The 22,302-nt window shown below is 62.6% G+C and carries 16 protein-coding genes; 15 read left to right on the top strand and 1 reads right to left on the bottom strand.

The window, feature by feature from the left end; all coding sequences use genetic code 11:
* Positions 1 to 1,559: BREX system Lon protease-like protein BrxL (locus tag Q1M07_RS05550; protein WP_300451846.1), on the top strand; the 1,559-nt coding region annotated here is incomplete at its 5' end.
* Positions 1,560 to 1,630: 71 nt separating this feature from the next.
* Here the strand turns inward: Q1M07_RS05550 and Q1M07_RS05555 are convergent.
* Positions 1,631 to 2,992, bottom strand: coding sequence for an IS701 family transposase (locus tag Q1M07_RS05555; protein ID WP_366983971.1), 1,362 nt, complete (start codon positions 2,990 to 2,992; stop codon positions 1,631 to 1,633).
* A 640-nt stretch (positions 2,993 to 3,632) separates the two neighbouring features.
* Here Q1M07_RS05555 and Q1M07_RS05560 point away from each other — a divergent pair.
* The 14 genes from Q1M07_RS05560 to Q1M07_RS05625 all read left to right on the top strand — a co-directional run.
* Positions 3,633 to 4,238 carry a type IV toxin-antitoxin system AbiEi family antitoxin domain-containing protein gene (locus Q1M07_RS05560; RefSeq protein WP_020228568.1) on the top strand — a complete coding sequence of 202 codons (606 nt, stop codon included), beginning with the start codon at positions 3,633 to 3,635 and terminating at the stop codon, positions 4,236 to 4,238.
* Complete coding sequence (locus Q1M07_RS05565) at positions 4,235 to 5,086, top strand: nucleotidyl transferase AbiEii/AbiGii toxin family protein (RefSeq protein WP_300451853.1); 852 nt, start codon at positions 4,235 to 4,237, stop codon at positions 5,084 to 5,086. The genes Q1M07_RS05560 and Q1M07_RS05565 overlap by 4 nt, the downstream gene beginning before the upstream one ends.
* Before the next feature lie 86 nt (positions 5,087 to 5,172).
* Complete coding sequence (locus Q1M07_RS05570) at positions 5,173 to 5,643, top strand: hypothetical protein (protein WP_300451856.1); 471 nt, start codon at positions 5,173 to 5,175, stop codon at positions 5,641 to 5,643.
* A 136-nt stretch (positions 5,644 to 5,779) separates the two neighbouring features.
* Entirely contained in the window at positions 5,780 to 7,345 is a 1,566-nt protein-coding gene (locus Q1M07_RS05575) for a recombinase family protein (protein ID WP_300451859.1), read from the top strand.
* Positions 7,342 to 8,241: a plasmid partitioning protein RepB C-terminal domain-containing protein gene (locus Q1M07_RS05580; RefSeq protein ID WP_300451862.1), complete on the top strand. Its 900-nt coding sequence runs from the start codon at positions 7,342 to 7,344 to the stop codon at positions 8,239 to 8,241. The genes Q1M07_RS05575 and Q1M07_RS05580 overlap by 4 nt, the downstream gene beginning before the upstream one ends.
* A complete protein-coding gene (locus tag Q1M07_RS05585) occupies positions 8,238 to 9,122 on the top strand; it encodes a plasmid partitioning protein RepB C-terminal domain-containing protein (RefSeq protein ID WP_300451865.1) in 885 nt (294 codons plus the stop codon). Before Q1M07_RS05580 ends, Q1M07_RS05585 begins: the two co-directional genes overlap by 4 nt.
* Positions 9,123 to 10,481: a hypothetical protein gene (locus Q1M07_RS05590; RefSeq protein ID WP_300451868.1), complete on the top strand. Its 1,359-nt coding sequence runs from the start codon at positions 9,123 to 9,125 to the stop codon at positions 10,479 to 10,481.
* A 276-nt stretch (positions 10,482 to 10,757) separates the two neighbouring features.
* Positions 10,758 to 11,654, top strand: a complete 897-nt coding sequence (locus Q1M07_RS05595; protein ID WP_300451870.1) for a WYL domain-containing protein — start codon at positions 10,758 to 10,760, stop codon at positions 11,652 to 11,654.
* Between the two features lie 60 nt (positions 11,655 to 11,714).
* The gene (locus Q1M07_RS05600) at positions 11,715 to 11,921 is read left to right on the top strand and encodes a hypothetical protein (protein WP_300451873.1); all 207 of its coding nucleotides are present in this window, start codon (positions 11,715 to 11,717) and stop codon (positions 11,919 to 11,921) included.
* Positions 11,922 to 11,954: 33 nt separating this feature from the next.
* On the top strand, positions 11,955 to 15,524 hold the full coding sequence (locus Q1M07_RS05605) for a helicase-related protein (protein WP_300451876.1): 3,570 nt from the start codon (positions 11,955 to 11,957) through the stop codon (positions 15,522 to 15,524).
* A 205-nt stretch (positions 15,525 to 15,729) separates the two neighbouring features.
* Complete coding sequence (locus tag Q1M07_RS05610; protein WP_300451879.1) at positions 15,730 to 16,350, top strand: NYN domain-containing protein; 621 nt, start codon at positions 15,730 to 15,732, stop codon at positions 16,348 to 16,350.
* Between the two features lie 132 nt (positions 16,351 to 16,482).
* The gene (locus tag Q1M07_RS05615; RefSeq protein WP_300451882.1) at positions 16,483 to 17,406 is read left to right on the top strand and encodes a hypothetical protein; all 924 of its coding nucleotides are present in this window, start codon (positions 16,483 to 16,485) and stop codon (positions 17,404 to 17,406) included.
* Positions 17,407 to 20,298 carry a DUF1156 domain-containing protein gene (locus Q1M07_RS05620; protein ID WP_300451885.1) on the top strand — a complete coding sequence of 964 codons (2,892 nt, stop codon included), beginning with the start codon at positions 17,407 to 17,409 and terminating at the stop codon, positions 20,296 to 20,298.
* Between the two features lie 10 nt (positions 20,299 to 20,308).
* Positions 20,309 to 22,302: DUF499 domain-containing protein (locus Q1M07_RS05625; RefSeq protein ID WP_300451888.1), on the top strand; the 1,994-nt coding region annotated here is incomplete at its 3' end.

The following is a 22,302-nucleotide window of genomic DNA, read 5'->3' on the forward strand; positions in this document are numbered from 1 at the left end:
CGGCGGTGCTGCGGTCAGTCGGCCTTGAGCCGACGAAGCTGTCGCAGCGCGTGCAGATGCACTTCATCGCTCGTCTCGCGGCACTGGTCGAGCCGAACTACAACTACATCGAGCTGGGCCCACGCTGCACAGGCAAGTCGTACTTCTTCAGTGAGTTTTCGCCCTACGCGACCCTGATTTCAGGCGGACAGGCCACCAAGGCCACGCTGTTCTACAACAACGCGCGTCGCAAGGTCGGCTTGGTGGGCTACTGGGACACAGTGGCCTTTGACGAGGTGGGCGGGATCAAGGTTCGCGATCCGGACACCATCCAGATCATGAAGGACTTCATGGCGAACGGGCGCTTCTCGCGCGGCGCCGAGGTCATCGCAGACGCCAGCCTGAGCTTCGTCGGCAATATTGACGTCTCCGTGCAGCAGGTCGTCAACTCCAACGAGCACGACCTTTTTCAGCCGCTACCACCGGAACTCGACCTGGCCGTAATGGACCGTTTCGCGGCGTACATCCCAGGCTGGGAGATGCCTAAGAACAGCAGCGAGTTTCTGACCAGCCAGTATGGGTTCATCACTGACTACCTGGCCGAGGCATTCCACTATCAGTTCAAGCATACGAACCGGTATGAGGAGGTCAGCAAGCGCATTCGACTCGGCAAGGCGATTGAGGGTCGTGACGAGAAGGGCATTAAGAAGACGGTCTGCGCGTTCTTGAAGATCCTGCACCCCAACGGCCCGCCGACCGACGCCGAGTTCGAGGAATACGTGGCCTACGCGACCGAATGCCGGCGCCGCATCAAGGAGCAGATGAACAAGCGCAAGCCCGACGATGAGTTTGCACGGATTGGCCTGTCGTATTTCAAGGCAAGCGGAGATGAGGTTGTCGTCTTTTGTCCTGAGTCCAAGGACGCCATTGCCACGCAGGAGCCGGCGCGCCGGAAGCTGCGGCAGTCGGAAGCGCAGCCGATAGAACCGGCTGAGCCGCCGCCCGTGGCGCAACCCATACCACCAGCCCCGGTTGAGTCTGCAGTTCCAGAGGCACCCGTGCCGGTCACGCCGGCCGCAGCCCCCGCTCCGCCAGTTGGACTGAAGGAGCAGCACTTCACCATCCTCTACGGAGATATAGGCTACAGCTACGAGTCCATCATGGGCCCGTATCTGCAGGGCGCGAAGGCTGTGGTCATTGAGGATCCGTACATCCGGCTGCAGCACCAGATTCAGAACTTTGTCCGCTTCTGCGAGACGGTTCTCAAGGCTGGCACCGTCAAGCGGATCACGCTGATCACGTGGCATGACGACAAGACACCTCTGGCAGAAATGGCTGAGAAGCTGGAAGAGCTCAAGCAAAGTCTGCTGGAGCTGGACGTCGAGTTGGAGGTGAAGCTCAACCCCAACATCCACGACCGCGAGATCCGTCTAGACAACGGTTGGATCATCAAGATCGGGCGGGGTCTGGACTTTTACCAAAAGCCAGCCAGCTGGTTCGAAGTTGGGGCGCACGACCTGAATCTGCGCAAGTGTCTGGAGACGAAGGTTGACATCTTCGAGGCTGCGGGAAGCGAATGAAGCAGGAAATTTCTGAACGCTTTGCTCTGAATATTGCCCGTGTTCGTAATTCTACTTTGTCAGATTCCCTGTCAATCTGATGCTGAGAGCATGGCGGCTTGCTTTCGATAGGCGGATTCCATGGCTTGGCGCCGCCGTCGATGCCTGTCGATGATGGATGCCGCGAGGTCTTCGTGGGTGGCGATGTTGGTGGGCAAGCGATGGCGCCTGATCTCCACCAGGTGGCGGCAGGAGAGCAGATTAGCCGTCTCGCGATGGGCCATGCGCTCCTTGGCCAGGAACATGGTCGCAATCATGACCAGGGCCATGTGATGGTGCCACGCCTGCCAGCGGCGGACCTGATACTCGGCCATGCCGCAGGCGCTCTTGGCCTCCCGGAAGGACTGCTCGACGAAATGGCGCGCTCCCGGCATTTCCGCCAGGCGATGCAAGGAAGCCCCAAGCTTGGCATTGGACAGGCCGAACTTGAGTTTCGTCCCATCGATTTCCCGTCGTACCAGGAGATGCCAGCGGCTCGCCGACGGCGCCTCGCCGTCCCAGACCCATACCCGCTGGGTGAGATAGTCGGCCATCACCTCGCCCTTCTCGCCGTCACGGATCGACAGGCGCCCCCAGGCGGATGCCGACGGCGCGGCTGCCCACTCCGCCACCGTCAGGGACACCGCTGAGGTCTGCCGCCGACGGGGCGCTCGACCCTTTGGCGAACAACGAGCCACCACGGTGGGTACGGGATCCTGGAGATAGATCGCCTGATCCGAATGCACCTCAGCGAAGAAGATCTCTCCCTCGCCATCCAGTTCCCCGAGCAGCCAAGGCAAGTGCCCGTAGCCGCCATCAAAGGCGACGAAAGAAAAGTGCAAGCCTTCCCGCCGCAGGCGCATCACCATGTCCAGGGCGATCTCGCCTTTGGTGCGGAACGCCTGTGCTTCCTCAGGCCCCCCCACCGCCTCGCAACGGGTCGCATCTTTGGTCCACGTTTCCGGCAGATACAAGTCGGCATCGACCACGCTCGCCACGCCGTCTCGTGTCACCGCCGCGAAGACGCCGACCTGACAGTTGTCGACCTTCCCCAGGCGACCGTTCCACTGCCGCGCCACGCCCGCGGACAGGTTCCCCTTCTTCCCGAACGCGCTTTCGTCCAGGAGCAGAGCGCTGGGATAGCCGAAGTGGGCGTTGGCATCGACCACCAGTTGCCGACGCACCGCGCGCCGATCCCAATTCGATTCGCTCAGCATATGAGGCAGTGGCTGATAGCGGCTGTCGGCTACGGTTTCCGCCATGCACTCCAGGTTGCGCCGGGAACCCTGGAACAGCCCATACAGGTACTGGCGTGCCGTGTCTTCTACCGAACGGGTCCGGCTTTGAAAGCAATGGAGATACGGCGTGAAGTGCGAATCGAAGTGCTCTAGTGCCGAAGCGACCAGGAAAGATATGCTATCGACGTATTGGAGTTGGCATCGTCATTTACAACTCAATGAATAGATTGAACAATCACGACATACAGCATTCTACCACATGACAAACGCAGATCGCGCAAGAGTGAAAACGAATCTGACAAAGTAGAACTAGGCAATGCCGTTATCCAACTGCTTGAACGGTCAGCGCGTAACTGCTTGTTCCCACTAGACGCCGACAGAAAGCTTTGTGGACTTCGGCCATTTGGCGGGCGGCAAGGCGGGAGAGAAAAACGGCGCCGAGAGAGCAAAATGTCGCCCGCCGCCGGAGAGACGACCGGGGAAGGAAGTCCACACGGATTCGCTGGAACCCGCGTAGGCACGCGGGAGTGCGCAAGAAAAAAGGCCAACCGAGAACGGTTGACCTTTTGGTATTGGTGGTGTAGTTCCCCACTAGAGGAAACCGCCCTGCTGTAGAAGCAGGGATACCGTGGGCGTGATTGTACACCACGCGGAAGTCCGAGGGGAAACGAGCGCCCCCGCACACTTCCTCGCTGGTTCGGGCTGCGACGGTCTGCGGTTCGATCTCCAAAATGGGAACCAAACACGGCTGCATGAAGCTGTTCCTGTTTTTCGTCGAAATCTTGCATTGGACGAATAAACGGAACATACTCCCACCATGCTCGCCGACACCCACACCCAGCGCGTCCTCGATCTGGCCAACCAGAAGGGGCTGCTGCGCGCCAGCGATCTGGACGCCATCGATGCGCCCCGGGTCGTCCTGACGCGCCTGACCGCCGCTGGCGTTCTGGAAAGGGTCGGACGCGGGCTGTACCGCCTGCCGGATGCACAGGGATCGGAATTCGAAAGTCTCGCGACCGTCGCCACCAAGGTGCCGCAGGCCGTGTTCTGCCTGCTCACGGCGCTGCAATTCCACGAGCTGACCACACAACTGCCGCGCCAGATCTGGATCGCCATGCCGCGCGGCAGCCACGTGCCCCGGATCGACTATCCGCCGGTCAAGATGGTTCAGATGACCGGTGACGTCTACACGGCGGGCGTCGAGGAGCACCTGCGCGACGGCGTGAAGCTGCGGGTGTACGGCGCGGCCAAGACGGTCGTGGACTGCTTCAAGCACCGCAACAAGATCGGCCTGGACGTGGCGCTGGAGGCGCTGAAGGACGTTCGCGCCAAGCGCAAGGCAACGGCGGACGACCTGTGGCGCTACGCGAAGGTCTGCCGCGTGGCCAACGTGATGCGCCCCTACCTGGAGGCCGTCGAATGAGCAACGTCGCGGCTTCCGTGCGCGCCCGCCTGCTCAACGTCGCCAAGGCGCAGGGCGTGGACTTCAATCAGGTGCTGGTGCGTTTCGCGCTGGAGCGCATCCTCTATCGCCTGAGCCAGTCCGAGCATGCGGATCGTTTTCTGCTCAAAGGTGCGCTGCTGTTCACGCTCTGGTACGACATGCCCCACCGGGCCACGCGCGATGCCGACCTGCTGGGCTTCGGCGCGAGCGATCTGGAATCCGTGGCCCAGACCTTCCGCGACATCGCCAGCGTCGCCGTGGACGACGGCATCGTGTTCGACCCGGCCTCGGTCGTCGCCGAAGAAATTCGCAAGGACGCCGGATACGCCGGGGCGCGAATCCTCATCGGTGGCGAGCTGGCCAAGGCGCGATGCAAGACGCAGATCGACGTCGGCTTCGGCGATGCGGTCACACCGGCTCCGGTGGACTCGGTCTATCCGGTGTTGCTGGATGACCTGCCTGCTCCTCGCCTGCGCACCTATCCCGTCTACACCGTCATCGCGGAAAAGCTCCACGCCATCGCACTGCTGGGCATGACCAACAGCCGGATGAAGGATTACCTCGACCTGTCGGTGCTGCTGGAGCGCGAATCCCTGGACATCGATCTGCTGGCGCAAGCGGTGAAGGCCACTTTCGAGCGACGCGGCATGGCCGTGCCAGCCGCACTGCCGGTCGGCATGACCGACGAGTTCGCGCACGACACATCACGGCAGGCAATGTGGCAGGCATTCCTCAAGAAGAACGAACTCGCCCCCGAACCCCTGGCTGCCATCGTGGTTCGACTGCGAGCGGCCTTGGAACCGGCGTTGCACCAGGCTGCTCAATGACGGCTGCCCCATAGGCGCAACGAGCACGCGCCCAACGCCACGGTCGGTCGCGGCTTCCATGCGGATTTTGCATGGAGACCCCGACGATGACCCAACACTGCGCCTGCTGCGGCAGATCTTTCGAACCCCGCCCGCAAGTTCCCGATCAAGCCTACTGTTCAGCGCCGGACTGCCAGCGTGCCCGCAAGCGCCAGTGGCAACGGGCCAAGCTCCAGTCCGATCCCGACTACCGGATCAACCAGCGCGCCGCCCAGCAGGCGTGGTCACAGCGCAATCAAGACTACTGGCGCAATTACCGCGACGACCGGCCCGAGTACGCGCAGCGCAATCGCGAGCAGCAGCGGCAGCGTGATGCCAATGGGGCAGATGTCGATCTTGCAAAGATGGACGTGTGCGACTTGCCGACCGGCCTGTACCGAATCACGCGGCACCCCGCATTTCCGAGGGAAAACGGCGATTCCTGGGTCGTCGAGATCACACCAGTCTGCTCGACGTGTCCGTGCAAGATAGACGCGTCAAGAGAGGACTTGATCGACACCCTGGCGATCCGCCCGTAACTTCGACCCCAAACAGGCTCTCGAATGTTCTGCATGGCAACGATTCCGACCGTGTGTGCTGCCGCCGTGGCGCGGCGTCGCATTCATTGAAAGGAGTGGCAGACCCGAGAGCACCAACTACAGAGTGACCGGGCCTATGCAAGAAATCGAACCTCCTCCACACCCGCCGGGGTCGGACCCGGTGTTTCGGGCCGCGCAATACGTGCGGATGTCGACCGAGCACCAGCAGTATTCGACGGAGAACCAGGGCGACAAGATCCGCGAGTACGCGGCCCGGCGCAACATCGAGATCGTCCGCACCTACGCCGACGAGGGCAAGAGCGGGCTGCGCATCGACGGGCGGCAAGCACTCCAGCAACTGATCGCCGACGTGCAGGCGGGCACAACCGATTTCCAGATCATCCTCGTCTACGACGTGAGCCGCTGGGGTCGGTTCCAGGACGCGGACGAAAGCGCCTACTACGAATACATCTGCCGCCGCGCCGGAATTCAGGTCGCCTACTGCGCCGAGCAGTTCGAGAACGACGGCTCGCCCGTGTCCACCATCGTCAAGGGCGTCAAACGGGCGATGGCGGGCGAATACAGCCGTGAGCTGTCGGCCAAGGTGTTCGCGGGCCAGTGCCGACTGATCGAACTCGGCTTCCGCCAAGGCGGGCCTGCAGGCTACGGCCTGCGCCGTGTGTTGATCGACCAGTCCGGTTCGGTGAAGGGGCAGCTTTCGCGCGGCGAGCACAAGAGCCTGCAGACCGACCGCGTGATCTTGCAGCCCGGCCCGGACGCGGAAGTCGCCATCGTCAACCAGATATACCGCTGGTTCGTCGAGGACGGCCTGTTCGAGTCGGAAATCGCAGACCGGCTCAACACCAAAGGCATCCTCACCGATCTGGGCCGAGCGTGGACTCGAGCCACCGTTCGCGAGGTGCTGTCCAACGAAAAGTACATCGGCAACAACGTCTACAACCGACGCTCCTTCAAGCTCAAGAAGACACGGGTGGTGAACAACCCGGAGATGTGGATCAAGAAGGAAGGTGCGTTCGAAGGCGTCGTGCCGCCGGAACTGTTCTACACCGCCCAGGGCATCCTGCGCGAGCGTGCGCACCGCTTCAGCAACGAGGAGCTGATCGAGAAGCTGCGGCGGCTTTTCCAGCAGCACGGCTACCTCTCCGGCCTGATCATCGACGAGGCCGAAGGGATGCCCTCGGCGGCGGCTTACGCGCACCGCTTCGGCAGCCTGATCCGCGCCTACCAAACTGTGGGCTTCACACCGGATCGGGACTACCAGTATCTGGAGGTCAACCAGTTTTTACGCCGCCTGCACCCGGAGATCGTCGGCCAGACCGAACGCATGATCGCCGAGGTTGGCGGCGCGGTCGTGCGTGATCCGGCGACCGACCTGCTGACGGTCAACCGCGAGTTCACCGTCTCGCTGGTGCTCTCGCGCTGCCAGTTGCTGGATGACGCCCGGCGTCGCTGGAAAGTGCGCTTCGACACCAGCCTGACGCCCGACATCACGGTGGCCGTTCGGCTCGACGAGACCAACCAGGCCGCGCTGGACTACTACCTGCTGCCCCGGTTGGACTTCGGGAAGTCGGGCATCCATCTGGCCGATCACAACGGCCTCGAATTCGAGAGCTACCGCTTCGACAGCCTGGACTATCTCTACGGCATGGCCGAGCGCAGCCGCATCCGGAGGGCCGCATGACCAAGCCACACCACGCCACCGACCTGCAAATGATTCCGGTCGATCAGATCGCCGTGCTCAACCCGCGCGACCGCAACGGCCGCGTGTTCGAGGAGATCGTCGGCAACATCAAGAGCCTCGGCTTGAAGAAACCGGTCACGGTCACGCCACGCGACGATCTGGAGGATGGCAAACGCTACCTGCTGATCTGCGGCGAAGGCCGGCTCAAGGCGTTCAAGTCGCTCGGCGAGAAGGAAATTCCGGCGCTGGTCGTCACGGTCAACGACGAAGACGCCTTCATCATGAGTCTGACCGAGAACATCGCCCGCAGGAAGTACAGCGCACTGGAACTTCTGATGAGCATCCAGCAGTTGAGCCAGCAGGGTTACGACAGACGCGTCATCGCCCAGAAGACCGGCCTGAGCCTCGACTACATCAAAGGCATCCTGCTCCTGTTCGAGAAAGGCGAGGAACGTCTGCTCGCTGCCGTCGAGTCCGGAAGGGTTCCGCTCAATGTCGCCATCACCATCGCGGGTGCCAGCGACGAAGAATCGGTGCAAGCCGCGCTGCAAGATGCCTACGAAAGCGGCCAACTGCGTGGCGGGCAGCTGATGCAGGCGCGGCGCGTGCTGCAGCGGCGCAGCGCACTGGGCAAGACGCTGGCCCACCGGCCTGCGCGCAAAGGCGCGTCCGTCACGACCTCCAGCCTGGTACGCAACTACCAGCACGAGGTCGAACGGCAGAAACTGATGGTCAAGAAGGCCGAGTTCGCGCAGCAGCGCCTGTTGTTCGTAATCGAAGCGCTGCGTCAGTTGCTGGCCGACGAGCATTTCTCCAACCTGCTGCGCGCCGAAGGCCTGGACACCTTGCCCAAGCAACTGGCCGAGCGGGTTTGGGCCGGAGGCCACGCGGCATGAGTCGGCCGCCGCTGGGGTTCATTCCCGATCCGCTGACGCTTCCGCTGGATCGCATCCTGCCGTCACGCAAGACGCCGGAGGGCCTGCATACCTCGCGCAAGTTCAAACAGATCATGGCCTCGATGGAGGCAGTCGGACTGATCGAGCCCCTGAGCGTGGGCAAGGCCGACAAGGTGACTGGCCAGCACATCCTGCTCGACGGGCACATGCGGTTGCTGGCGCTGCGACAGCTCGGCTACGCCGACGCGCCGTGCCTGGTCGCCACCGACGACGAAAGCTACACCTACAACAACCGGATCAACCGCATCTCGTCCATTCAGGAGCACCACATGCTTCGGCGCGCGGTCGAGCGCGGCGTCACGCCCGATCGGCTGGCCAAGGCGCTGAACGTGGACGTCAGCCATATCCACAAGAAGGTGAATCTGCTCGACGGCATCTGCCCGGAGGCGGTCGAGATGCTGAAGGATCTGCACTTCGCCGCCAATCTGGGTTCGGTGCTGCGCAAGATGAAACCCACGCGGCAGGTCGAGTGCATCGAACTGATGCTCACTGCCAACAACATGACGGTCGCCTACGCCGAGGCCTTGCTCGCGGCCACGCCGCCGCCACTGCTGGTCGGCGAAACCAAACCACGGAAGCTGCGGGGCGTCACCGCCGATCAGATGGCGAAAATGGAGCGCGAAATGGGAAACCTGCAAGGGCAACTGAAGCTGGTCGAGAAGTCCTACGGGCAGGACGTGCTGCTGCTCGTGCTGGCGCGGGGCTACCTCGCCAAGCTGATCGACAACAAGGCGGTGTTCCGCTTCCTGTCGCAACGCCAGCCCGACGTGTTGGCCGAATTCGAGAACATCGTCCAGACGGTGACGCTGGACGGCAAATGAATGCGCCGTGTCTCCGATGCCAGTTCGCCATCGCACGCAGCATCTGCACTCGACGACGAGCACGACGAGGCGGCGATGGCCGCACACCGCAATGCGCCACAGCCTGATCCTGTCTGCCTCTACGGCTTGATCGGCGACGTCGCCCGCGCGGGCAGCGACGGCACGGAAACCAACCCCTACGCCATCGCCGCCAACTTCATGGCCTATCTTTCCTGTGCGGTCGGACGCGGGGTGTACCTGCCCATCGGCAACACGTGGCACCATGTCCGGTTGTTCTGTCTGCACGTCGGGCGTTCGGGGCGTGGCCGCAAAGGCGATGCGGTGTCGCTGACACTGCGCATCGATCAGGCGCTGCGAGCGATGGACGAAGCCTTCGCGCCGCAGATTCATCGCGGCGGCCTTTCCACGCGTGAAGGTCTAGTTGCCCTGATCCACGACGGCTACCGGCAAGGTCGACAGGATGCTCCCGCCATCGAGGACAAGCGGTTGTGGGTGGTCGAATCCGAGTTCGCCAATGTGCTGCATCAGGGGCGACGCGACGGCAACACGCTGTCGGCGGCACTGCGTGACTGTTGGGATGGCGTCGATCTCAAGCCTGCCACCAAGTCGAACCGGCTCTACGCCAGTGATCCGCACGTCTGCCTGAGTGGAGCGATCTCACCCGGCGAGCTGACCGGCCTGATGACCACGCGCGAACTCACCAACGGCTTCGCCAACCGTTTCCTGATGATCTGGGCCGAGCGGTCTCGGATGCTGCCGTTTCCGAAGGAAACGCCGCAGGCGACGGTCGAGCTGTTGGCTGCGCGAACGCAAAAGGTGCTGGCCTTCGTCCGCGCCGACCGGTACGACGAGCGTGATCACCTTCGGATGGAGCTGTCGCCCCAGGCGCAGTGGCGCTACGCCCAGCTCTACCGGGGCGAACTGCACGATGGCATCGACGATGGTGCGATTGGGGCGTTACTGGAGCGTCGCGCGCCCATGCTGCTCCGGCTGGCCATGCTGATGGCACTGACCGATCTGCAAGCCCGCATCGATGTCCCGCACATCGACGCCGCGATGGCGTGGATTCGGCACGCCACGGCGTCCGTGCGCTTCGTGTTCGTCAGCTCAGCTGAAGATGCAAAGCTCGCGCAGGTGCTGGAACTGGCGAACCGTGTGTTGGCCTTCCTGCACGAACGCGGTCAGGCCACGCGCAGCCAAATCAGCGCCGAATGTTTCCGGGGCAAGGTGCCGAAGGCGCGGATCGACGCCGGCCTGGAGCATCTATTGGCGGCCGCGCCGCCCAAGATCAGCGTGCAGTGGGTCGAGCGCCCCGTTGATGCCCCTGGTACGCCGACACGGATGTACCGGCCCGCGTAGCACGGAAGCTCATTTCGCTCGTTTCGCCGCGTCGGATCGCCCGCAAGTGCTTGTCGAGCCTCTCATTTCGCTGATTTCGCTCATTTCGCCGCCACCTCTTGGAGAGGCCAGCGACCGCTGACCCTCATTCCAGATCGAACTCGGATCGCCGTGGCGTTGGTACAGTCGCATATCATCATCATTTTGATCCTGATAACGCTTCATTTTGCTACTTATTGACGAACTGTTTTGATTCCATTATGCTACGCCAAAAGATAGGAAAACTCCCGCGCCGCCATGTCCAGTGACCGCCTCTCAGGAATGTCTCAAGCGCAACGCGACCGACTCGCGTTCGTTGAGCTGCGTCTGCGCTTCATGGGCGAAATCCGCCGTCAGGACTTGGTCGCGCGCTTCGATATCCAGGCAGCGGCAGCCACGCGGGACATTGCCCAGTACAAGGAACTGGCACCGGGCAACATGGAGTACGACACCAAAGGCAAGGTCTACGTGCGGGCCGAGTGGTTCCGGCCCTTGTTCGACTTCCCGGTCGAGCGCATCTTCACCTGGCTGTCCCAAGGCTACGGTGACGCTGAGCCTGCACGCTTTCGGGGTGTCATCGCCACCGAAGGCACCAGCCTGCCTGGCCGGGTCGATCTGGAATTGCTTTCGACCCTGACGCGCGCCATCCACCGTGGCGCAGCCGTCAAAATCTCCTACCGCGCTTTGTCCAGCGGGCTGACCACGCGCGAGATCGTGCCTTTCGCGCTGGCCGACAGCGGTCTGCGCTGGCACCTGCGGGCCTTCGACCGGCGCAGCGGCGAGTTCCGCGACTTCGTGTTCGGCCGCTTTGACGACGCCAGCATCTTGCCGGGCGAGGTCGCCGACCACGAAAAGCCCGCTCAGGACATCCAGTGGAACCGGATCACCGAGCTGGAACTCGTGCCGCATCCGGCCAACGTGCAGCACCCCGACACCATCGAGGCCGAGTACGACATGGAAGGCGGTGTGCTCAAGGTGCGCACGCGTGCAGCGATGGCGGGCTACCTGCTGCGCCGCTGGAACGTGGACTGCACCGAAGACCACAGCCTCAAGGGCGGCGAGCACCACTTGTGGCTGCGCAACCGGCAGGCGCTCTACGGAGTCACCAACCTCGTCCTCGCGCCGGGATATGGCGAAGCCAGCAAGGAGTGGTGATGAACACGGCCATTTTCTTCACCCGCCTCATCCACGTTCATGGCCGAAAGGAGTTCCACCATGGCTAAGTCCCCCTCCAATCACGGCAAGCAATGGACGCCTGCCGACGTTTCGCAGCTCAAGCAGCTCGCCAAACAGAACACCCCTACGCGCGTGATCGGCATCAAGATGGGCCGCACCGAAGATGCCGTGCGCAACAAGGCCAGCGAGAACGACGTTTCCCTCAAGCCCACGAATCAGTCGCCCTATAACCGGCGCAAGCCCTGAGCGACAGCCGGAATAAAGACGAAGGGGCGCACCGTGCTGAAGCTCGAACAGATCCAGAAGAACGCAGCCATCTCGGGCTTGGAGCCCGGGCAGGTGGTGCGCATCGTCACGACCGAGCCTGTCGGCGACAACGCCCTGACCGTTTACTACAAGACCGCCGACGGCACGCTGCGCGAGCGGATGCTGTTCCGCACCGACGAGGCGAACCTGTCGCTGGCCGAGTCGGGTCGCCCGTGGGCCTTCGACGCGCCGGGCGACGCCTTTAAGCTCGCCGCCGAGGCCTACCGGATCAATCTGGCCCACTTGTTCGATCCGATGATGGCTGTCCACACCTCAAACGTGGAGCCGCTGCCGCACCAGATCACGGCGGTCTATGAATCCATGCTGCCGCGCCAGCCGTTGCGATACGTGCTGGCTGACGACCCCGGCGCGGGCAAGACCATCATGGCCGGGCTGTTCATCCGTGAGTTGCTGATGCGCGCCGACGCCAAGCGCGTGCTCATCGTTGCGCCCGGGAGCCTCGTCGAGCAGTGGCAAGACGAAATGTTCGAGAAGTTCGGCCTCTCGTTCACGCTATTCTCGCGTGAGCAGGTCGAGCAGTCCCGCAGCGGCAACCCCTTCGACGACATCGACCTGCTGGTCGCCCGTGTCGATCAACTGGCGCGCGCCGAAGACCTGCAAGAAAAGCTCATGCTCACGCAGTGGGACTTGGTCGTCGTAGACGAGGCCCACAAGCTCTCGGCCAGCTACTTCGGCAACAAGATCAACAAGACCAAGCGGTTCTTGCTCGGCGAGACACTGGGGTCGATCACCCGCCACTTCCTGCTGATGACGGCCACACCGCACAACGGCAAGGAAGAGGACTTCCAGCTTTTCATGTCGCTGCTGGACGCCGACCGCTTCTATGGCAAGTTCCGCGACGGTGCGCACAAGGTGGACGTGGCCGACCTGATGCGCCGCATGGTCAAGGAAGATCTGCTCAAGTTCGACGGCACACCGCTGTTCCCCGAACGGCGTGCCTACACCGTCAACTACAAGCTCTCCGATCCCGAAGCTGCCCTGTATGCAGCGGTCACGGACTACGTGAAGACCGAGTTCGCCCGCGCCGACCAGTTGGCCGATGGCGGTCGCAAGGGCACAGTGGGCTTTGCCCTGACCGCGTTGCAACGGCGCCTCGCCTCCAGCCCTGAGGCCATCTACCAGTCCCTCAAACGCCGCCGCAACAAGCTCAAGCGCCGTGTCGAGGACGAAAAGTTGCGCCAGCGCGGCCAACTCGTCAGCAAAGATGGGCTGGCGGAAACCATCGCCACCAAGAACGGTAGCGGCAACGGCTCGACCGAAGACATCTGGGAATCCGCAGACGACCTGTCGCCCGAAGCCTACGAGGATTTCGAGGAAGAACTGGTCGATCAAGCCACGGCGGCGCAGACCATCCAGGAACTCGAGGCCGAAATCATCATCCTCGAAGGGCTGGAAGAACAGGCCAGACAGGTCGTGCATTCTGGTCAAGACCGCAAGTGGGATGAGCTCTCCCGTCTTCTGCAAGACACGCCGGAGATGCACGACGAAGCGGGCCGTCAACGCAAGCTCATCATCTTCACCGAACACCGCGACACGCTGAACTACCTCGCGGTGAAGATTCGCGGACTTATCGGCAGTGAGGAAGCCGTGGTGATGATCCACGGTGGCGTCAAGCGCGAAGAGCGGCGCAAGGTGCAAGAGCTGTTCCGCAACGACCCGGCCGCGCGCGTGCTGCTCGCCACCGACGCTGCGGGCGAAGGCGTGAACCTGCAAAACGCCAACCTGATGGTCAACTACGACCTGCCGTGGAACCCCAACCGGCTGGAGCAACGCTTCGGCCGCATCCACCGCATCGGCCAAACTGAGGTCTGCCACCTCTGGAACATGGTCGCCTCCGAAACCCGCGAGGGCGACGTCTTCCAGCGTCTGTTCGAGAAGCTCGAAGTGGAACGCGCAGCGCTCGGCGGTCGCGTGTTCGACATCCTCGGCGAGGTGTTTGAGGACAGGAGCCTGAAGGACTTGCTGATCGAGGCCATCCGCTACGGGGCTGACCCCGAGGTGCGCGCTCGCCTGCTGAAGAAGGTAGAAGGCGCACTCGATACCCAGCACCTCGAAAACATCATCAAGCGCAATGCCCTGTGCGAAGAGGTGATGGATGAGAAGCGCCTGTTCGCCGTGAAGGAAGAAATGGAGAAAGCTGAAGCCCGCAAGCTCCAGCCCTTCTTCATCCGCGCCTTCTTCAGCCAAGCCTTCGCGGCCTTGGGCGGCGAACTGCGGCCCCGCGAGCAAGGCCGCTTTGAGATCACCAACGTCCCCGCCATCATTCGCGAGCGCGACCGCCAGATCACGGGCCGGGATCGCCGCAACGCTGACCCGGTGCTGCGCCGCTACGAGCGGGTCTGCTTCGAGAAGCAGTACGTGCGCCTCGCCGACCGCGTGGGAGCGCCGATGGCCAGCCTGCTGCATCCGGGCCACCCCTTGATGCAATCGGTCACCGACATCGTGCTGGAGCAGCACCGCAACAAGCTCAAGCAAGGCGCGGTGCTGGTTGACCCAAGCGACATGGGCGTCACGCCAAAAGTGATGTTCATCATCGATCACTCGGTCAAGGAAGGCTCAGACCCCAACCGCGTCGCCTCACGACGCATGCAATTCGTCGAGATCGACGCCTCGGGCCAGACCATCAACGCGGGTTGGGCACCACATCTGGATTTGGAGCCGCTCGCCGCAGAAGACATGGCGCTAATCCAAGACGTGTTGGCCGCGCCGTGGATCGCCAAAGGTCTGGAACACGCGGCGCTCGCCCATGCGGGTAGCCATCTGGTGCCGGAACACTTCGACGAAGTGCGCTCGCGGCGCGAGAAATCGGTGGACAAGACATTGGCCGCCGTCCACGAACGGCTGGTCAAGGAGATTAACTTCTGGTCAGACCGCTACATCAAGCTGCAAGACGACCTGGCCGCAGGCAAGGATGTGCGCCTGACGCTGGAGAACGTCCGCCGCACCATCGACGACCTGACGGCACGCCGTCAATCGCGCGAGAAGGAACTACTGGCCATGCGCCATGTGGTTTCTGCCACGCCAGTTGTGCTGGGCGGCGCGCTCGTCATCCCGGCAGGACTGCTGATGCAGCGCAAGGGTGTCCCCGCCGAACAAGGCGGCTGGTCAGCGGACGCTGCCGCCCGCGCCCGCGTCGAGCAGATGGCCATGCGCGCGGTCATGGAGGCCGAACGTGCCCTCGGTCACGACGTCATCGACGTGTCGGCGCAGAAGTGCGGCTGGGACGTGACCAGCCAGCCCAAGCCCGTGGATGGCCGTCTGACGACCTCGCGCCACATCGAGGTGAAGGGCCGCGCCAAGGGCCAGTCCACGATCACGGTCACCCGCAACGAAATCCTCTACGGCCTGAACCAAGCAGACAAGTTCATCCTTGCCATCGTGCTGGTGGACGGCGACAGGCACGAGGGCCCGTTCTACGTTCGCCAGCCCTTCACGCAGGAGCCAGACTGGGCGGAAACCAGCAAGAACCTCGATCTGGGTCAGTTGCTGGCCAAGGCCGTCGCACCGGGAGCGTCGCAGTGAAGGGCTTCCAGACGTGCCAAGAAAAACGCTTCCGCTTGGGAGGCGTCGGGCCAAGGCTGCTCGCCTTGGCGGGGCACAAAGGAAAACGCCTCCACAAGGGAGGCGTTGGGCCGGAGATGCGATCTCCGGTGGGGTTTATGGTGCGAATCCTACCCGCAATCCGCGTCTCCGTCAAGGTGGATTTGGCCTATCGGGAGCAACGCCGATGAGTCGAGTCGTCGCCTATGTGGATGGATTCAACCTCTATTTCGGCCTGCGCAGCAAGGGCTGGAAGAAGTATTACTGGCTGGACTTGTGCGCCTTGGCGACCACGCTGCTGAAGCCCGGCCAAACGCTGGAGGGCGTCCACTACTTCACCTCGCGTATCCGGGCGAACGGGCGCAACGTCTCCGACATGCAGCGCCAGACTGCTTACCTCGAGGCGCTGGGCAGCTTGCCCAAGCTCCGGTCGCACTTCGGCCACTACCTCGAAAAGCCCAAGCAGTGCCGCCAGTGCGGCGCGCAGTGGATGGACTACGAGGAAAAGATGACCGACGTGAACATCGCCATGCAACTGCTGGCTGATGCCTACGAAGACCGCTTCGACACCGCCTTACTGATTTCTGCCGACAGCGATCTCACCACGCCGGTCAGTGCCGCCCGCGCCAAATTCCCCGGCAAGAACATCATCGTCGCCTTGCCACCGAACCGCCGCTCGCACCAGCTCACACAGGCTGCCAGCGGCAGCTTCATCATCAACGAAACCGCTTACCGCCACAGCCAGCTACCGGCTCAAGTGCAGCGCGCGGACGGCTTCGTGCTCCAGCGCCCTGCGCATTGGCGATAGGAGGATGTCATGACCCACCACGACATCTTCGACTCGCTGACCCGCAACGCCTTCGACTTTTTGGAGCGCGGTATCGCGGAGTTCGACAAGTCTCCCAAGTATTCCGTCATCCACTTCTGCGCGGCAGTCGAGATGCTGCTCAAGGCGCGACTGATGAAGGAGCACTGGTCGTTGATCGTCTCCAAGCCCGATCAGGCCAACCTCACCAAGTTCATGGCCGGGGACTTCATCTCAGTCACGCTGGAGGATTGCAGGGCACGGATTCGTGATGTCGCTGGCGAGGACATCGGCGACGACGCCTACAACAGCTTCCGCGCGCTGGCGAACCATCGCAACAAAATGGTTCACTTCTTCCACCAAGGGCTGGACAGCGACGAAAAGGCCAAGGCACAGATCGTCGCCGAGCATTGCCGCTCGTGGTTTCACCTCCACCGCCTGTTGAACCGGTGGGGCGGCTACTTCCACGACTTCGGCAGCGAGATCGCCCACGCGGATCGGGCGATGAAGGGGCACCGGAAATACTTGGCCGCGAAGTTCAAGGCGCTCAAGCCCGAGCTGGACGCCGCCCGCAAGGCAGGCAGCGCGCCGAAAGCATGCAGCGCCTGTGGCTTCAAGGCTGCTATCCCTGATGCCCTCGACGACCAGATCGCGTCGCTGCGCTGTCTGGTGTGCGATCACACCGAAACCCAGGTCGAACTCGAATGCCCGCATTGCGGCGAATCCGTCGTCCTTGCGAACGAGGGCTATGCGACGTGTGATCACTGCGGTGGCTCAATCGAACCCGAGCACTTGGTTGATGTTTTGACCAAGGATGTGGTCGGCACGAAGGATTACTTTGAGACGGGACTACCGGCCAACTGCGGTACCTGCGAGGGGTATCACACCGTCGTCGAGCGCGACGATATGTACTTCTGCGCCAACTGCTTCGAACTGAGCGATCACGTCGAGCAGTGCGAGTGGTGCAACGAGCTGAACACCGGCGATATGGAACACAGTTACTCGGTCGGCTGTAGCCATTGCGATGGCAAGGTCGGCTGGGAGAAGGACGACGACTAAATGAACAACAACATCAAAACACCCAAAAAGCTTATCGAAGTCGCCCTGCCGCTCGATGCCATCAATGTCGCCGCAGCACGCGAGAAGAGCATCCGCCACGGCCACCCCAGCACGCTGCACCTGTGGTGGGCGCGGCGTCCGCTGGCGGCTGCGCGGGCGGTCATCTTTGCGCAGATGGTCAACGACCCTGGCTATCAGCAGGGCGGCGGGTTTCGCTACGGCGTCAACAAAGAAAAGGCGCAGGCCGAGCGCGAGCGGTTGTTCAAGATCATCGAAGACCTCGTGCAGTGGGAGAACACCAACAACGAGGAAGTCTTGGACCGCGCCCGCGCCGAAATCCGTCGCTCGTGGCGTGAAGTCTGCGAACTGAACAAGGGCCACCCCCAGGCTGCCGAACTGTTCAACCCCGACAAGCTGCCCGGCTTTCACGACCCCTTCGCGGGCGGCGGTGCGCTGCCGCTGGAAGCGCAGCGTCTGGGGTTGGAGAGCTACGCCTCCGACCTCAACCCCGTGGCCGTCACCATCAACAAGGCCATGATCGAAATTCCGCCGCGCTTCGCGGGCCGTGCGCCGGTGGGTCCGGTGCCATCGGGCGAGAAGCAGGCGAAGCTGCATAACGACTGGAGTGGAGCGAAGGGTTTGGCTGAGGACGTGCGCCGCTACGGCGCGTGGATGCGCTCCGAGGCCGAAAAGCGCATCGGCCATCTTTACCCGAAGGCGGAGATCACCGTCGAGATCGTGAAGGAGCGGCCTGACCTCAAGCCGCTGCTGGGCCAGAAGCTCACAGTGATCGCCTGGCTGTGGGCCCGCACGGTGAAAAGTCCCAACCCGGCGTTCAGCCACGTGGACGTGCCGCTGGCCTCGAACTTCATCCTCTCCGGCAAGGCGGGCAAGGAAAGCTATGTGCAACCCGTGGTCGAGGGCAGCAAGTACTGCTTCACCGTGAAAGTGGGCGAGCCACCAGAGGAAGCGAAGGAAGGCACCAAAGCTGCAGGTCGTGGTGCGAACTTCCGCTGCGTACTCTCTGACGCGCCCATCAGCGGTGACTACATCAAGGCCGAGGGGCAGGCCGGACGCATGGGCGCAAAGCTGATGGCCATCGTCGCCGAAGGCGCGCGTGGTCGCGTCTATCTGACACCGACTCAAGAACATGAGGATGCTGTCCGACAGGCGCAGCCCACTTGGAAGCCCTCCGGCAATGTGCCCGCCCGCCTCACGGGCGGTACATGCGTTCCCTATGGCTTGACCGAATGGGGCGATCTCTTCACGCCGCGCCAATTGGCTGCACTGACCCTGTTCTCCGATCTGGTGGGCGAAACCATTGCTAAGGTCAAAACCGACGCTCTAGCCGCCGGCCTGCCCGATGATGACGAACATCTCGCAGGAGTCGGCGCAGGCGCGACGGCGTATGCAGAGGCCGTTGGCGTTTACTTGTCCTTTGCCATCGACCGGCTTGCAATGACTGGTAACAACTTGGTCAGATGGAACAGCGTTGGGGAGAAGGCGCAGCACAGTTTTGGAAGACAAGCTTTTCCAATGCTGTGGGACTTCGCCGAACCCAACTTTCTAGCTGACGCCACAGGCAGCTTATCCGCCGGTGTCTTCTATAGCTATGACCCATTGCCGCTACTGCCAACTGACACGGCAGGCATCGCAACGCAACTCGATGCGCAGTCCCAAACGATAAGCAAGAACAAGGTCGTTTCTACAGATCCTCCCTACTACAACAATATCGCCTACGCTGACCTGTCCGACTTTTTCTACGTCTGGCTACGCAAGCCACTACGTGCAATCTTCCCTGAGTTGTACGCCACATTGGCTGTACCTAAGGCCGAAGAGTTGGTTGCTACGCCTTACCGGCACGGTGGCAGGGAGCAGGCGGAGAAGTTCTTCCTCGATGGGATGACGGCCGCAATGCACAACCTTGCAGAGCAGGCGCATTCTGCTTTTCCCGTCACCATCTACTACGCCTTCAAGCAGTCCGAGACAAAAGACGAAGCGGGAACCTCCAGCACGGGGTGGGAAACTTTCTTGCAAGCAGTACTGGATGCGGGCTTCGCAATTACAGGTACGTGGCCGGTTCGGACGGAGATGAGAACCCGGCAAGTTGCGATGGATTCGAACGCTCTCGCCTCAAGCATCATCCTCGTCTGTCGCCAGCGTCCCGTCGACGCACTCACCGTTTCGCGCCGTGAGTTCATCCGCGAACTCAATGCCACGCTGCCTGAAGCTCTGGACGAAATGACCCGCGGTGGCGTGAACAGCCCAGTCGCTCCCGTCGATCTGTCGCAGGCCATCATCGGCCCCGGCATGGCCATCTTCAGCCAATACGCCGCTGTGCTTGAAGCTGACGGCACGCCGATGAGCGTGCGCACCGCGCTGCAATTGATTAACCGCTTTCTCGCCGAAGACGACTTCGACCATGACACGCAGTTCTGCCTGCACTGGTTCGAGAACTTTGGTTGGGCAACGGGCAAGTTCGGCGATGCCAATACGCTCGCGCAGGCAAAGGGCACGGCGGTGGCGGCATTGGTGACAGCGGGCGTGCTGGATTCCAGTAAGGGCGACGCACGCTTGCTCAAGTGGAGCGAGATGCCAAGCGACTGGTCGCCCGAGACTGATGCCCGCCTGCCTGTGTGGGAGGCGCTACACCAATTGATCCGTGCACTGAACCAAGACGGTGAATCCGGTGCAGGCAGCTTGCTCGCCCGCATGCCCGCCCGCGCCGAACCCATTCGCGCGCTCGCCTACCGCCTCTACACCCTGTGCGAACGCAAGGGTTGGGCCGAGGAAGCCCGCGCCTACAACGAACTGGTCACCGCGTGGAGTGCCATCGAACAGGCCGCTGGCGAGGCGGGTGTGCTCGGCTCGCAAGCTCAACTGGATATTTAAGGACACGAACATGGCACTGAAACCTTGGCGCGAGATCGCGGAGCCGCATTCCGATGTGCGGGAAGGCAAATTCCAGCAGGCCGAATTCGCCGCCGACCTGTCGCGCGTACATGCGGGCACGGCCAACGCGGAATACCAGAACCCGGCGCTGTTCTTCCAGCGCACCTTCATTACCGAAGGCATGCGGCTGTTGCTGGACTCGGTGGTCAAGCGCCTTGCGGGCCAAGGCGGCGATCCGGTCATCCAGCTGCAAACCGCCTTCGGTGGCGGCAAGACGCACACCATGCTTGCCGTCTATCACCTCGCCAAGGGCGAAGCACCGGCCAGTGACCTGCAAGGCGTACCAGCCATCCTCGATGCGGCGGGCGTGACGGAACTGCCCAAGGCGCACATTGCCGTGCTCGACGGCATCAAGTCCTCGCCCAACCAGCCGGTGATGAAGGATGGACAGAGCATCCGCACGCTATGGGGTGATTTGGCATGGCAACTGGGCAAGGCTGAGGGCTACGCGCTGGTGGCTGAGGCCGATGCTTCAGGCACGTCGCCGGGCAAAGATGTGCTGGCCGACCTGCTGGGCCGCTACGCGCCCTGCGTCATCCTCATCGACGAGCTGGTGGCCTATGTGCGCCAGTTCGAGGAAGGCAAGGCGCTGTCTGGCGGCACCTTCGATTCCAACCTCAGCTTCGTGCAGGCGTTGACGGAAGCTCTGAAGGCCGTGCCGACGGCGGTGCTGCTCGCCTCGCTGCCGGAGTCCGTCAAGGAGGCAGGCAGTCAACGCGGGGAAAAGGCTCTGGCTTCACTTTCGCACTACTTTGGCCGGATTCAGGCGCTGTGGAAACCGGTGGCCACCGAAGAAGCGTTCGAGATTGTGCGCCGCCGCCTGTTCAGCAACATCAACGATAAGCTGGCGATGGAGTCGGTCTGCCGATCGTTCGCGGACTACTACATCGAGAACCGCGACGACTTTCCGCAAGAGACGCAAGACAGCAAGTATCTGGAGCGGTTAACGCACGCCTACCCGATCCACCCCGAGGTGTTCGACCGCTTGTACGAGGACTGGTCAACGCTGGACAACTTCCAGCGTACGCGCGGCGTGCTGAAGCTGATGGCGAAGGTCATCCACCGCCTGTGGAAGGACGGCAATAACGACCCGCTGATCATGCCCGGCAGCTTTCCGCTGATGGATGCCGACACGTTGAACGAGGTGCTTTACTACCTGCCGCAAGGCTGGACACCAGTGATCGAGCGCGACGTGGACGGCGAGCGTTCGGAGACCTGGGAGATCGAGAACAAGGACACCCGCTTCGGCAGCGTGCAAGCCTGCCGCCGCGCCGCGCGCGCCATCTTTCTGGGCAGCGCGCCCAGCACATCCAATCAGGGCGTGCGCGGCCTGGAACTGGAGCGCGTAATCCTGGGTGTGGCTCAGCCGGGGCAGCAACCCAACCTGTTCAAGGACGCGCTACGACGCCTGGGCGACCGGCTGCACTACCTGAACGCCGCCAACAACCGTTTCTGGCTGGACACGCGCCCGAACCTGCGGCGCGAAATGGAAGAACGCAAGCGGCGCTTTCAGGACAGGGAGGACGTGTTCCCCTCGATCCGCGAGCGCGTGCAGCGCAGCTTTGCCAGCGGCGTGTTCGGCGGCATCCACATCTTCACCGGTAGCGGCGACGTGCCCGACGACTGGGCGCTGCGGCTGGTGGTGCTGCCGCCGGACGCGGCTTTCAGTAAGAGCGGTCAGAGCCTCGCCATCGAGCGCGCGACCGAGATTTTGAAGAAGCGCGGCGACCAGCCCCGCTTCAAGCAGAACCGGCTGATCTTCGTGGCGGCGGACTACGACAGCGTGAGTCGCCTGAAGGATCACGTTCGCTCGCACCTCGCGTGGCGCAGCATCGTCGGCGACTACAAGGACAACCGCATCGTCCTCGACAACCTGATGGCCAAGCAGGCGCAGGCCAGTCTGGATCAAGCCGAGGAAACGGTGCGGCGCATGATCCGCGAGAC

Source organism: Accumulibacter sp. (assembly GCF_029255285.1).
Lineage (GTDB): Bacteria > Pseudomonadota > Gammaproteobacteria > Burkholderiales > Rhodocyclaceae > Accumulibacter.

Excerpts from the sequence above, each read along its gene's own strand:
- Q1M07_RS05560 (WP_020228568.1), top strand. The coding sequence starts at position 3,633 with ATGCTCGCCGACACCCACACCCAGCGCGTCCTCGATCTGGCCAACCAG.
- Q1M07_RS05565 (WP_300451853.1), top strand. The coding sequence starts at position 4,235 with ATGAGCAACGTCGCGGCTTCCGTGCGCGCCCGCCTGCTCAACGTCGCC.
- Q1M07_RS05570 (WP_300451856.1), top strand. The coding sequence starts at position 5,173 with ATGACCCAACACTGCGCCTGCTGCGGCAGATCTTTCGAACCCCGCCCG.
- Q1M07_RS05575 (WP_300451859.1), top strand. The coding sequence starts at position 5,780 with ATGCAAGAAATCGAACCTCCTCCACACCCGCCGGGGTCGGACCCGGTG.
- Q1M07_RS05580 (WP_300451862.1), top strand. The coding sequence starts at position 7,342 with ATGACCAAGCCACACCACGCCACCGACCTGCAAATGATTCCGGTCGAT.
- Q1M07_RS05585 (WP_300451865.1), top strand. The coding sequence starts at position 8,238 with ATGAGTCGGCCGCCGCTGGGGTTCATTCCCGATCCGCTGACGCTTCCG.
- Q1M07_RS05590 (WP_300451868.1), top strand. The coding sequence starts at position 9,123 with ATGCGCCGTGTCTCCGATGCCAGTTCGCCATCGCACGCAGCATCTGCA.
- Q1M07_RS05595 (WP_300451870.1), top strand. The coding sequence starts at position 10,758 with ATGTCCAGTGACCGCCTCTCAGGAATGTCTCAAGCGCAACGCGACCGA.
- Q1M07_RS05600 (WP_300451873.1), top strand. The coding sequence starts at position 11,715 with ATGGCTAAGTCCCCCTCCAATCACGGCAAGCAATGGACGCCTGCCGAC.
- Q1M07_RS05610 (WP_300451879.1), top strand. The coding sequence starts at position 15,730 with ATGAGTCGAGTCGTCGCCTATGTGGATGGATTCAACCTCTATTTCGGC.
- Q1M07_RS05615 (WP_300451882.1), top strand. The coding sequence starts at position 16,483 with ATGCTGCTCAAGGCGCGACTGATGAAGGAGCACTGGTCGTTGATCGTC.
- Q1M07_RS05620 (WP_300451885.1), top strand. The coding sequence starts at position 17,407 with ATGAACAACAACATCAAAACACCCAAAAAGCTTATCGAAGTCGCCCTG.